The following is a 13,833-nucleotide window of genomic DNA, read 5'->3' as shown; positions in this document are numbered from 1 at the left end:
CTTCTCCTTATATTATTTCTTTAAATTTACATAGTTTCTATCTACAATACTCCTCCTTAAACCACAGCCGGTATATCGGGTCAACAAAGACAAAAGCATCGTTTTGCTTTTCGATAATATCTTTGTTCTGGAGCGTTTTCCTGTTCTTGACAATCGTATTCGGATTACCAAGATTATAGATTTGTTTCACGGCTTGCGAAGAGAAATGCTGTTCGCCATTGGCTATAGCCTTAAGCATCTCTATCTGGGTGGAACTGAGATTCTCCGTATCATTCTGAAACATCGGGGTATTGATGTTGAGTACCTGTTTCAATCCCAGATGATATATATCTTCCGTCACTTCCGAAACCGTGAAACTCCAGATAAAATAGCACAACTGCTGGAGATACCAGGAATGGCACGCCACGGCATCACAGATCCGCTCTGCCATCTCTGCAGAGATTGACTTTCCTGTCTTCTCGAAAGATGACAGAATGAATGGAATCCAATGCTCCTTAGCTATCTTCTGCATGAAAATCACTTGTCCGAAGCGATAAAAAGGACTATTGGAATTGTTGAAGATATTGAGCATCATGTTTCGCTTGCTGCCGTAGAGGCAGTAAGAGGTAAGCTGCTGTTGCTGCCATACCGAGCGCATCTTTCCCTCCATATCCTTATACTCAGGAAGGTTAGCCAACTGCTGGAACTCGTCTATGCAGACGATAATCCTGATGCCCTTTTCCTTTGCCAGCAACTCAGGCAGTTGGAGAATCGCCATCTTATCACGCTCCTGTGGCACAAACTTCAGGTCGAAAGCCATGAAGTCGGTCACCTGGTCGCTTACTACAACCTGCGGTATCACGCCTGTCAGGAATTTCTTTGCATCCTCTATCCACCGTTCCATTTTAGAGGAAGCACAAGCTATAACCTGACTGGCAAAAGTGCGATAAAATTCAGATTCAGAGCCGATGCTGAAGGCATCGATATAACAGATTCTTACGTTATTATCCTCACCAGCCAATTCGCTCATCGCCCTTTTCACTAGCGATGATTTACCCCATCGGCGTGGTGAAATCAGCATCACGTTGATATGGGAGGACAGTAATTGCTTGAGCAAAGCCCTGTCTTCCTGTCTGTCGATAAAATTCTCATTGGTGGCTAATGTACCAAATTGAAATGGTGATAGATATTTTGCCATATTCCTAGTAATTTGGTACAAAGTTACGAAATATTACCCTAAGGTAAGTTACCCTAAGGTAATATTTAGAGTTTTTTAAATGAATATATGCTGCATTACCATAATAAAGCCGTACTTTTGTACTCATGAAAAAGAAACAATTATACATAGGGGTCCTGTCGGTTGCTTGCTGCGCTCTCGTAGCAATAGGCATCACCTTGCACCTGCTCTACCCCAAGAAACAGATACAGAACCTGGTGAAAACTCCACCGGTTCTCCGGCTCAAGCCACAGCCTGCAGATACACTGAAGAAGAAACCTGTGAAGAAGATGGATTTCAATATCTCCGGAACTTTAAGAGATAAGGAAGGAAAGGGAGTGGCTGGCGTCATCGTGAGCGATGGATTCAACTGTGTGAAAACCGATGCACAGGGCAGATATAAGATGAAGCGAGACAGCCTGGCAAAATTCATATACTATTCTGTTCCATCCGATTGCGAAGTTCCTACCCATTCTAAGACCGATCGCACGGCTTTCTTCTACCAAAAGGTATCCAAGGGGAAGAAAACCTATAACTTCACCCTCACCCGACTGCCGGGCGGCAAGGAGATTCACTATAAGATGATTGTCATCGGCGACCCGCAGGTTACCAATGCCTACAGCCCTTACTATACTTCACCGGATGATAATCCCATCAAGAAGAGCGATGTAGAAAGATTCACTACCCAGACGATGGCGGATATCAGACAAACCATCCAGAGTCTTCCAGCCGGAACTCCAGTATATGGACTCAGTATGGGCGATGATGTACAGTATTATGGCGGCTACAACGCCAAACTGGAGCGTCAGATACGCCAGGCATTGGGCTCATCAGAGATGCGTCTCTTCTCCGTCATCGGCAATCACGATCAGGATGGCAAGGCGCTCTACCGCAGGAAGTGGGAGGAGAATTTCGGTCCTACCGATTTTTCCTTCAACCGTGGCGATGTGCATTATGTCTGCATCAACAACTGCTTCTTCCATCGCGGCATGTCTTATTATTCTCCTGGAGAATTACGTGAGCGCCAGGTGAAGTGGCTGAAGCAGGATCTCGCCCTCACGCCAAAGGATATGAAGGTGGTACTCTGTTATCATATTCCTTTTACCTTTGGTAATGCGCCTTTCAGCAAGGCGAAGCCGCTGACCAATGCCCATGAGGAGGGACACTATTCTTCTTCCCGTCTCTCGCTCCTGCTTTCTTTACTGAAACAGTTTAAGGGCGGTTACGAACTCTTCTGCGGACATACTCATTTTGCCTGCAACCACGAAATCAACTATGAGGGAGAGGATGTGATGGAGCATTGTCATGCTGCTGCCTGTGGCAATATATGGCAGTCGAATATCAACATCTGCGGAACTCCAAATGGATATTATGTATACAGTTTTGTGGGTACCAGCATCAGCAACTGCTATTACAAGGGAACTTTCTGGGATAAGAGCAAGCAGATGACCTTGTTCCGTGCGCAGACCGATTTCAACGGCGAGAAATACTCTAGGGATTGGCAGTTGGCAAACAACAGGAATATCCTGGTAGCCAATGTCTTCAATGCTACCAGTCATTGGCGCGTGGTAGCCGTAGAGGATGGCAAAGAATATCTGATGGGGCGCCTCAGCGGAAAGGGGCAGGATGCCTTTGCCGCAGGCTATCATCATAAGTATAGCGAGAGTGTATCCTATCGTTTCGTGAGCAAGGGGAATGGTTATCTCATCATGAACCACCTATATTATTATACTCCTAGGAATCCGAATGCCAGAATCATCATCAAGGCATCCGATCCTTACGGAAATACCTATACGGCATCGAGCGATGAGGTAACGACAGAGCCTTTCGCCAACTATGCCCATTATTACGAAAAAGAGTATAAGGAATATAAGAATAAGAAAGACAAGATGTTGCGGGATTCTATATCTGGCAGACAGAAAGATTCACTTGCTGCTAAGAAGAAAACGCCATAAATGCCCTGAACCAATGGTTACAGGCCTAAAGTAAAGGTAGAACGCAAGCAGCACGCCCTGAAAGGGCAGAAGCTCCTAGCCCAGGGCAGCGCCCTGGGTACAATAGCAATAAACAAGACGCCCTGTAAGGGCAAAAGCTTCAAATATACAAAGCTTTTGCCCTTACTATTATATTTGCACTTGGAAAAATAAAGAGGTAAAAATCTTTATATCTGCAAACTTTTGTTAACTTTGCAGAAAATTAGATAAGTACAATAAAAAAAGAAGAATACTCCATATCCAGCGTTAACCCTGTGCCCTTTCTAGCATAGTAAAGGCTTAGCCCTGTTTGGGGAACTGGATATTTTCTGAGCAGAAGCTTGAGAGTAAATTAGCCTGCTTGTGTAGAACAAGACAGGACTCGTAGTATAGTTGTAGCCGCTCAGAACGGAGCACCCTTCTTATTAAAAACTTTATTCAATATGCAAATATACGGAATAGATTTGGCAAAAGAGAAATTTGACGTAAGTTTTTTCGACTTGACATCAAAAAAAGTATCAAACCACCCTTCACATAAGGTTGTAAAGAACAATTTTAAGAGTATCGGAAGGTTTTTAGAAACCCTTCCAAGCGATGCTGTATTGGTTGCTGAGCATACCGGAGTTTATGGTGATACTCTCTTGAAGTGCTGCATGGATAGCAATGTGAAGATTGCCTTTGTGGGTGGATATGTCATCCATAGATACAGAGCTACCCCTGACCGTGCCAAGACGGATGTCCTGGATTGTGCACTGCTCAGAGATTTTGGAGAGAGATATCCTGATAAGCTGAAATACAAGACGTTTCCAGAAGAGGCTCTATATGAGCTTCGTCAATTGGCACGCCACCGGGAAATGCTTGTAGAACAGCGTAAGCAGCTAATAACAGCCGACAAGAGCGAGGATTGTCGTCCTATCAGAAGTCTTACCGTCAAGCGAAGCATGGACCGCATCAAAGAGATGTTGGACACGGAAATTGCAGAGACGGAAAAAGAAATGTTGAAAGTCATAAATGGACATGAGAGCATTCGCCACAACTATGAGCTTGTTAAAAGTGTCGATGGAGTTGGGCTGATTACCGCAGTAGAACTATTGGTAAAAACAGAGAATTTCACAAAAATAACTACAGCGCGCCAATATGCTGCTTATGCAGGAACTGCGCCATACGAAAAATCATCGGGGAAAATGGACAAGGGAGCACATATATCCAAGATTGGTAATAGACGGTCAAAGACCTTGTTGTACATCTGCGCAGAAAGCGCCAGATTGCACAACAAGGAGATTAAACTGTATTACGAGAGACGTACTTTAATAGATAAAAAGCCGCGTCATTATGTACTAAATGCCATAGCAAACAAGTTGCTAAGGATCATATTCACCCTCGTGGAAAAAGGTGAATACTATGACGCAAACTTCATTAGGCAAGACCCAAGGGTCGTTAAATATAATTAACGTTAAAAAATACGCTCAAAGCTTGCTCAATTAGAGTAAAACAGGGCGACTATTTTGTGTATGTAATTACCCAGGGCGCTGCCCTGGGCTAGGAGCTTCTGCCCTTTCAGGGCGTGTGGAGTTTATTTGTTCAGTTTCCAGGTAACACCATCTTTGGTGTCCTTTACCTCGAAGCCGGCTTCAGCCAGGGCATCGCGAATCTGGTCGCTGGTAGCCCAATCCTTATCAGCCTTAGCCTTGGCACGGAGATCGAGAACCATATCCACTACCTTGCCATAAGCCTCCTCACGAGCATCATTGTTGGCTCCCTTCTCACTCTTCAGACCGAGCAGGTCGAAGGTGAAGAGATGCATGGTGTCTGAAAGCTCCTTCAGGTCTTCAGCAGAGATGTTTGCCTTGTGGTCGAGGGCTGTGTTGATTACGTGGCAAGCCTCGAAGAGATAGCTGATAACGAGCTGAGTCTGGAAGTCATCGTTCATCGCATCGTAGCAGCGCTGGCGCAACTCGCTTACAAACTTCTTTACCTGCTCATCGCTCTGCTTAGCCACAGGCACACGCTCCAGGTCGTTCAAACCGTTCATCAGGCGCTCCAATCCCTTCTGGCTGGCCTTCAAGGCATCATTAGAGAAATCTACTGTGCTGCGATAGTGAGCGGAGAGGATGAAGAAACGGATGGTCATTGGCGAATAAGCCTGCTCCAAACTGTCGTGATTGCCAGTGAAGAACTGCTCCAGGGTGATGAAGTTGCCAAGACTCTTACCCATCTTCTGACCGTTGATGGTAATCATATTGTTGTGCATCCAGTAACGAACCATCTGGTCGCCCTGAGAAGCCACAGCCTGAGCAATCTCGCACTCATGGTGAGGGAAAATCAAATCCATGCCGCCACCATGAATATCGAAGTGGCTGCCCAAGTACTTACGTCCCATCGCAGTACACTCGCAGTGCCAGCCAGGGAAACCATCGCTCCAAGGACTAGGCCAGCGCATGATGTGCTCTGGTGAAGCCTTCTTCCAGAGGGCGAAGTCAGCCTGGTTCTTCTTCTCGCCGATACCAGCCAGCTCGCGGCTCTCGTTGATCACGTTCTCCAGGTTACGTCCTGAGAGGATACCGTACTTATGATCCTTGTTATACTTCTCGATGTCGAAGTAGATAGAGCCATTGCTCTCGTAGGCATAGCCATTGTCCAGGATTTCCTGAACCAGTTTCTCCTGTTCGATGATATGGCCTGTGGCATGAGGCTCAATGCTAGGAGGGAGTACGTTCAGCGCCTCCATGGCATCGTGGTAGCGGTTGGTGTAGTACTGCGCAATCTCCATTGGCTCCAACTGCTCCAGACGAGCCTTCTTCTCAATCTTGTCATCGCCTTCATCTGCATCGTGCTCCAGGTGGCCCACGTCGGTAATGTTTCTAACGTAGCGAACCTTATAGCCCAGGTGCTTGAGATAGCGGAAGAGTATATCGAATGTGATGGCTGGTCGTGCATGACCGAGATGCGGATCGCCATACACGGTAGGGCCACAAACATACATGCCCACGTTAGGAGCGTGGAGCGGAGTGAATCTCTCTTTCGTACGAGTGAGAGTGTTGTAAATCAGTAATTTCTGTTCCATCTTGTATGAACCTTTCTTTTATATTATTTATATTTTGAGTGCAAAGTTAACTCATTTTTCTGATATATCCGACAAATCATTCGCAAAATGTTATTAAATTCCTCGAAAATATCAATGGAACAGATCTTCCATGGTCAATTCTCTCTGTATGATACTGCTATACTGATTTTTTGCCAAACCATAAGTGGTAAGCATAACCTGCTGGCAACTCTTGCGAGTCTTTGTCTCCTGTTCAAAGATCCATTGGCGATTTTGTAGCGTTTCGGCATATTGCTTATCTATTGTATAAGGCCGGGTAGAGAACTTGATTTCGCAGAGGTTTACGATATGGTCAGCTCTATCCAGCACCAGGTCTATCTGAGCTTTTTGCTCCTTGCCCTTGCTAAACCATCCCGAAGTAGATACAGCCATGCCACTGATTCCCATCGCCATCTTGATTTGCTCCACATGAGCCAGGCAAACCTGCTCAAAGGCATAACCTGCCCATGAGTTTATCTTTGGTGTGCCCAGATGATGCTGCCAAAACTGCTTGTCGTTGTTCTTGCCATCCTGCAGGAAATGAAAATAGAATAAGGTGTATGCATCAGTAAGTTGATACATCTCGTCGCGTTTCTTCTGTCCGAACGAGGTATAGCGGCGAATGAAGTCGCTTTGTTCCAGTTCATCCAATACTCTAGTCGCACTCCCCGCATTTGGTAAGCCTGTGGCTTCCAGTATCTCATTGCGAGTCAATCCCTTGCTCTTTGCAGCCATGGCTTTTGCTATCAGTAAGTGGTTGTCTGCATTGCGGAACATGGCTTGATACAGATTCTCGTATTCTCGATGGAGTTGACCATCGGGATGAAACAACAACTCATCGATGTTCTGCGCCAGGCTCTTGGTTGATTCCAGCATGCTGAGATAATAAGGCACACCGCCAAACACCATGTAGCTCATCACTTGGTCGTAATGGTTCATGGCAATCTTTTTATCCTTATAAAACTCTTCGCACTCTCGGAGGGTAAAAGGATGCAAATGAATGCGACGATTCACTCGACCATATAATCCACCATGATTGTTGAAAACCTTGTTGATAATCCACGAAGTGGCTGAGCTACAGCAAACTAGCAAAATATCCGTTCTTGCCGAAGCCCAACTGTTCCAAAACCATTCCAAGGCGGTAAGAAAAGAGCCGTCCACTCCATTCATCCATGATAATTCATCAAGGAACACCACTTTCTTCTGCTCCTTGGATGCTTCCAGTATCTTGATGAGCGCATCGAATGCCTCTAGCCAGGTCTTTGGCAGAGCAAGGGGTGCATCAGAATATTTGCAAAGCGCATGGTAGAAATACATGAGCTGTACATCCTTGTTTTCCTGGTTGACACCTGTGGCATAAAATGCCAACTTGTCGTCAAAGGCCTCTCTTACAAGAAAAGTCTTGCCTACGCGACGGCGACCATATACGACAACAAACAGCGATTCCTCTACTTTGTATGCCTCTTCGAGCTGTTGTAGCTCACGTTTCCTTCCTATTATCTTTGTCATATATTATATAGTGAATGGGTTAAACAACCTGCTTGTTTTGGCTGCAAATATACAAAAAATACCACTTAAAGCCAAACGAATTGGTAAGAAAGTGGCTCTAAGTGGTAATTTTAACATATTTAGAGCCACTTTAAGCGCACAGATTGGGCATGGAATGACAGAAAAAGGAATTTGAGAAAGTACAATCAGGCTTTTTGATTCGGCTATCTTTTTGCATAAAGTAAGCAGTTTCTGTATATCTATTCACCATTTGTAAGTTTTTTGCCTAATATATGCATAAAATTATCAAATTATTAACGTATATCGAAAATAATGTGTAACTTTGCAGCCGCAAACAGTTATCAATTATCAAGAAGGCGGCTATAAGTTCCGCTAATGAGTATTAAGTTAGAAGAAAATGGCATATACAAGATTGAGTGCTGCCGAAGCGGCAGCGATGATTAACGATCAAGATACAATCGGATTGAGTGGTTTCACACCAAACGGCGTGCCTAAGGCAACCTTCCGCGAACTCTCCAAGAGAGCCGTGGCTGAGCACGAGGCGGGCAGACCTTTCCAGGTGGGCATCCTCACGGGTGCTTCTACCTCGCAGAGTATCGAAGGTGACATGGCAGCAGCCCATGCCATCAAGTTCCGTGCGCCATTTTCTACCAACAAGGACTTTAGAACTCATACCAACCTGGGCGAGATTGATTATGAGGATATGCACCTCGGTCACATGGCTGAGCGCCTGCGCCGTGGTTTCTATGGAGAAATAGACCTTGCCATCATCGAAGTTTCTGATTTGGAAGAAGGCGAAACCACCTGCAAGGCATTCCTAACCTCTGCCGGCGGCATTGTTCCTACCATCGTCCGCCTTGCCAAGAAGGTGCTCATCGAGAAGAATACCTTCCACAGTCCTGCTTCCCGCTATCTGCACGATGTATATGAGATAGCAGAATGCCCGTTCCGCACACCTATCCCAATCTTGAATGTGGGCGATAGAATAGGTAAGGAGTATGTGGAGATTGATGCACATAAGATTGTGGGTGTGGTAGAATGCAACATTCCGGAGGAGGCACGTGCTTTCAAGCCTCTCGACCCTGTGACCGAACAGATGGGCCACAACGTTGCCGATTTCCTGGTCAGCGACCTGAAGAAGGGACATATTCCTCCTCAGTTCCTGCCTTTGCAGAGCGGAGTGGGCGTAACTTCCAATGCCGTTCTTGAGGCATTAGGACAGAACCCTAACGTGCCGGTATTCAGCGTTTATACCGAGGTGGTTCAGGATGCCGTGGTAAAATACATGCGCGAGGGAAGAATCAAGGATGCTTCCTGCTCTTCGCTCACCGTAACAAACGATACATTGAAAGAGGTGTATGATGATATTGATTACTTCAAGAAGCATCTCACCATCCGCCAGAGCGAGATTTCAAACTCTCCTGAGGTCATCCGCCGTCTGGGTGTCATCGCCATGAATACCGCCATCGAGTGCGATATCTACGGCAATGAGAACTCCAGCCATATCTGTGGCAGCAAGCTGATGAATGGTATCGGCGGTTCCTGCGATTACGAGCGCAATGGTTACATCTCTATCTTCACCACGCAGAGTACCACCAAGAACGGTTGCATCTCAGCCATTGTTCCGATGTGCAGTCACGTGGACAGCACCGAGCATGATGTGGATGTGATTGTTACCGAGCAGGGAGTAGCCGATCTTCGTGGCAAGGGCCCATTGCGCCGTGCCAAGGAGATTATCGAGAACTGTGCCCATCCGGATTACCGCCCTATGCTTCGTGAGTATCTGAAGTTTGCCGAGAAGGGCCACGAGCCACAGAGCATGCGTGCTGCCCTCGCCATGCACGATACCTTCCTGAAGAAGGGAGATATGAGATTGACAGATTTCGGAGAATATCTGAAATAAGAGAAGACCGAAAGATTGTGAAAACCGAGAAGACAAATCTTTCATAGATGACTCAGAAAAATATTGAATTATATGATAAGCGGCATTCATATCCAAGGAATGCCGCTTATTATTTGTTATAAGCATATAGAAAACACTTTAATTCTATATGAATAAACTATACTCCCAGAAGAAAGTTCCGCATAAAGACGCTGAACGGAGAAGTAATTAGGCATCAAAACTTTTTCTTATCAGAACAAGAATAATTTCAATTAACATAGGAGAAAGTTTATCCCTTAATCGAGCTATCGCACGACGCTTCTGTACCTTCACCGTCTCAGCGGAGATGTCCAGTTGCTCTGCAATCTCCCTGTTTTTCTTCCCCTCCATACAAAGAAGAAAGACTTCCTTTTGGCGAGGAGGCAACTCATCTATCGCAGCAAAGAGTTGACGATAGATTTCTTCCTTATTAAAAATATCCAAGGTATCATCCATCAGCATAAACTCCTGCAGATTATCAACTATACTCTGCCGATAGTTGTTGTGTACCGTTTGATGGCGCAAGTGATTGAGAGCAGAGTTATGCACCGTATTATATAAATAGGCGGAAAACTTGGAAATACTGTTGAAAAAAGGGCGACGTTCCCATAGAACAGAGAAAAGATCCTGCACGATATCTTCTGCAATGGTCATTTCCACAAACTGACAACCATAACTCACCAAGGCACGATAATATTTATCGTACAACAACTCGATGGCCTGATTATCCCATTGGCAAATTATTGCAATTTCAATATCACTTTTCTCACTCATGAGTGCAAAGATACGCATTTTTATGCAGTAAAATTTAAAAATGCAACTTTTTTTCACTTTTTTCTTGATTTTTGTAACCACAAACGCACCCGAGTGTGTTATAATAGTAAATACAGAGAATAATTCTATCACAAAAGTATTAGAAAATATGAATAAGAATATTGATATCAATACACTCGTCAGTAAATTACTGACTGGCGAAATCTCAGAGGAAGAAGGCAAGGAGCTCTTATCAAGAGTAGAGCAAGATGCGTCGCTAAAAGACAAGATAGAGCATCTCATGAATGAAGATGATTTTCTCCAACGCTACCATCTCTACAAGAGCATTGATGCCGAGAAAGCAAAAGCTACATTCAAAGCATCTCTCCAACATGCAGAGGAACAGGAAGATAGAAATGATGACAAAACTGCTACCATCATCTGGTTGCGACGCATAGCCGCTGCAGCAGCTATCGCCCTCATATTAATGGGTACATGGATGTATTTCGGACATCAAGGTTCCACCCCACCAGCCGTCATCACCGCAGAACTGCATCAAGCCATAGAACGGGTTCAGCAGAATGACATGAATGGAGCTACACTTACCATCAACGGCAAAACCATCAAGGTGAAAGATGCACAGAGTGCATTGGCACAAACAGAAAAAGTAGCTGACAGTAAGGATGGAAGCAGTTTCTTTGGAAGCGACGAAATAACAGAAAGCTCCCTGATAACAAAGAAAGACAAGGAATTCTGGATGGTACTGGACGACGGAACCTACGTGCATCTCAACTACAATACCACCCTCATCTATCCTAATCACTTCGTAGGCAGCGAGCGTAAGGTAAAGCTCAAGGGAGAAGCCTATTTCATCGTGGCCAACGACTCGAAGAAACGACCTTTCATAGTAGAGACTGCCAACGGAGATGTACACGACTATGGTACCGAGTTTAATGTCAACACGATGAAGGAAAAAGGTGTAACCAGCGTTGTTCTGGTGAAAGGTAAAGTTGGTGTGAGCAGCAAGTACGGTAAAGAATACCTGTTGAAACCAGGCGATATGGCAACCCTGAAAGCAGGCAGAACACCAGACATCCAGCAAGTGGATGTTAATCTTTACACCTCTTGGAACACGGGCAACTTCTTGTTCGACGGCTGCACGCTGCAAGATCTGATGGAAGTTATCTCCCATTGGTACAACATGAAGGTGGAGTTCTCATCCGAAGACATGAAAGAACTGCGATTCACAGGAAGCATTGACAAATACGAACCGATGGGACAGACTCTCAATGCTATAGAGAATATCACAAGATTGAAGATAACTGCCAAGGAAGGCATCATCAACATCAGAGAATATAAACATTAATATTATATACAACATGAAAAGATTTTTATCAATGATGGCAATAGCCTTGTTAGCGTGCATCGCAACAATGGCTGCCACAGCCAAAAAGACGAATCTGAAAATACTCTATGTAGGAGGTCATTCCGACATAGAGACTTTAGGAGTAGCAGACTATGACAAGGAAGCTCATGCCAAGAGTATTGAGACAAGAACTGCCGCCTGGAAAGTCTTTCTTGAAACATATTTCACTACAGTGAAAACGGTACAAGGAAAAGACTACAACTACAGGATGTCATACGACTATGATGTAACCATCATTGATGGCGACCCAACTCCTATTGAGCCACGTCGCACAATCATTGAAAATGACAGATTCAGCAAGCTGATACCAGCCAAGTATTTCCCAGAGAACTTTGACCGCCCTGTCATCACCATCGCAGACGAAAGCGAGACAACAGGTCGCTATATCGGTGTGAAAAACGACTGGTATTGTCTCTGCCTTCTTGGTCATGCTTACAACATGAATACCAAGAGTGCCATCTTCAAAGGTCCTTATAAGGTGAAGATAACCACCACAAATCGCCCAACTCCTGCAGGCGCAAAGGAATATGCAGAAATGTGCCAGGAGAAGCTTCCAGATATGATTCCGATGTGGAAAGTACAGAATAAAGACTATAGCAACACCAAGGGTTATAAGGCAGGTTTGGTTACTCGCCAGTGGGGCTATCTGGATTCTCCTGATACAGAAATCATGTCGGGTGGCGAAAGTGCCAAGAGCTATGGAGCCATCGCCATCGGTCGCCATGCCAACTTCTTGCATTGGGGTTTCTCTGCGTCTCCTGCAGATATGACAGAAGAAGCTAAGCCGGTTTTCCTCAATGCAGTTATTTATATCAACAAGTTTAAAGGTCATCATATCATTGCCCGCAAACTCAATGAGGGAATTTCTACCCGCACTACAATTGATGAGCACAAATATACCGTAAGCAAAGAAAACTACGAAGCTTACAAAAACTCGATTGAAGATTTCAACAATCAGATTAAGCATCTGGCGGATTCACTTCAAAAGGTGGTTGCTGCTGGCGGCAAGATGAGCGAAACAGACAAGATGTATATGAAAATGGCAGAAAATCCTCAACCCATTTCATCCTATATTGACTATGTAAAGGAAAGGGCAGGAGAACTGTATGAAATGTTTGGCACCGATGTTGACAAATATTCAAGCTATTATACCGAAAATCGCCCATATTTCTATTGCAAGCTCAATGAATATGGAGAAATTCTTGACGAAGATGCCAAGAGCATCGGCATCGCCAATAACGACAAGCGTATCCTTGACAAAGCTATCTCCATGTGGGAAAAAGGCAAAGACATAGAGAAGGCAAAGCGCATCCTCTATCGCTATACGTTGCTCCGTTACGACAATGCCAAGCAATGGCGAGAGTGGTATAATAAATATCAGAGCAAACTCTTCTTTACTGAGAGCGGAGGCTGGCTGTGGCTGGTCAATGATCTCGATCCGAAGACTCCAGGCAATGACTACAGCGTTCTCAAATTCTACGAATTCAATGAAAGCAACATCGCTCCTATCCAAGAGAAAGCAACCAAAGAAGAGCCTGTTGCCCTATCATCCGCTGTCAGCGCTGTGGGCAAAGACAAGGAACTCATCATCCGCATGAAGATATATCCAGGCTATCACATCTATGCAAAGGTAAGCGATCAGGACCCTTATATCCAGACGACTTATGACCTCAAGGCAGAAGGCGATGTCAAACTGGTAGGCGAACTTCAGAAACCTGTTGGCAGACCTATGGCAGGCTCTAAATCTATCATCCTTGAAGGTGAGCAGATTTTCCGTCAGAAGATAGAAGGCAAATCGGGTAAGATTACCTTTATAGTCAACTATCAGGCTTGCGATAGCCATGTTTGTCTGATGCCAAAGAGCAAGACTATCACGATAGAATTATAAAAATATTGGTTTAATTTTATACAATACTCTGTTAATTCTTATGTAATCGATTGAAAATGAGAGAGTTAATTAACGTAATACAACTA

At 44.8% G+C, this 13,833-nt stretch carries 9 protein-coding genes; 5 read left to right on the top strand and 4 right to left on the bottom strand.

All coding sequences use genetic code 11. From position 1 onward, the window contains the following. Window positions 1–37: 37 nt before the first annotated feature. Window positions 38–1,177 (bottom strand): AAA family ATPase, encoded by a 1,140-nt coding sequence (locus FO447_RS12440; protein ID WP_200756592.1) that lies wholly within the window; start codon window positions 1,175–1,177, stop codon window positions 38–40. 125 nt (window positions 1,178–1,302) lie between these two features. Here FO447_RS12440 and FO447_RS12435 point away from each other — a divergent pair, with 125 nt between their 5' ends. After that, window positions 1,303–3,150, top strand: coding sequence for a calcineurin-like phosphoesterase C-terminal domain-containing protein (locus FO447_RS12435; protein ID WP_200756590.1), 1,848 nt, complete (start codon window positions 1,303–1,305; stop codon window positions 3,148–3,150). Window positions 3,151–3,611: 461 nt separating this feature from the next. Further along, a complete protein-coding gene (locus FO447_RS12430; RefSeq protein WP_200756378.1) occupies window positions 3,612–4,619 on the top strand; it encodes an IS110 family transposase in 1,008 nt (335 codons plus the stop codon). Window positions 4,620–4,741: 122 nt separating this feature from the next. Here FO447_RS12430 and cysS read toward each other — a convergent pair whose 3' ends face one another. Both cysS and FO447_RS12420 read right to left on the bottom strand, forming a co-directional pair. Continuing rightward, window positions 4,742–6,232: a cysteine--tRNA ligase gene (gene cysS, locus FO447_RS12425; protein ID WP_200756588.1), complete on the bottom strand. Its 1,491-nt coding sequence runs from the start codon at window positions 6,230–6,232 to the stop codon at window positions 4,742–4,744. 111 nt (window positions 6,233–6,343) lie between these two features. Then, on the bottom strand, window positions 6,344–7,759 hold the full coding sequence (locus tag FO447_RS12420; RefSeq protein WP_200756586.1) for an AAA family ATPase: 1,416 nt from the start codon (window positions 7,757–7,759) through the stop codon (window positions 6,344–6,346). A 397-nt stretch (window positions 7,760–8,156) separates the two neighbouring features. Between FO447_RS12420 and FO447_RS12415 the strand changes: the two genes are divergently transcribed. Continuing rightward, window positions 8,157–9,662 carry an acetyl-CoA hydrolase/transferase C-terminal domain-containing protein gene (locus tag FO447_RS12415; protein ID WP_118066076.1) on the top strand — a complete coding sequence of 502 codons (1,506 nt, stop codon included), beginning with the start codon at window positions 8,157–8,159 and terminating at the stop codon, window positions 9,660–9,662. A gap of 207 nt (window positions 9,663–9,869) precedes the next feature. On the opposite strand, the gene FO447_RS12410 is transcribed toward FO447_RS12415, so the two are convergent. Next, the gene (locus FO447_RS12410) at window positions 9,870–10,586 is read right to left on the bottom strand and encodes an RNA polymerase sigma-70 factor (protein WP_200756584.1); all 717 of its coding nucleotides are present in this window, start codon (window positions 10,584–10,586) and stop codon (window positions 9,870–9,872) included. Window positions 10,587–10,602: 16 nt separating this feature from the next. On the opposite strand from FO447_RS12410, the gene FO447_RS12405 reads away from it, so the two are divergent. Next, complete coding sequence (locus FO447_RS12405; RefSeq protein WP_200756582.1) at window positions 10,603–11,799, top strand: FecR family protein; 1,197 nt, start codon at window positions 10,603–10,605, stop codon at window positions 11,797–11,799. 13 nt (window positions 11,800–11,812) lie between these two features. After that, window positions 11,813–13,747 carry a protein-disulfide reductase DsbD domain-containing protein gene (locus FO447_RS12400; RefSeq protein WP_200756580.1) on the top strand — a complete coding sequence of 645 codons (1,935 nt, stop codon included), beginning with the start codon at window positions 11,813–11,815 and terminating at the stop codon, window positions 13,745–13,747. Window positions 13,748–13,833 lie beyond the last annotated feature (86 nt).

The organism is Segatella copri, assembly GCF_015074785.1.
Classification (GTDB): Bacteria; Bacteroidota; Bacteroidia; order Bacteroidales; family Bacteroidaceae; genus Prevotella.
The sequence above is the reverse complement of the archived record's forward strand: the minus strand, read 5'-3'. Positions and strand labels throughout refer to the sequence as shown.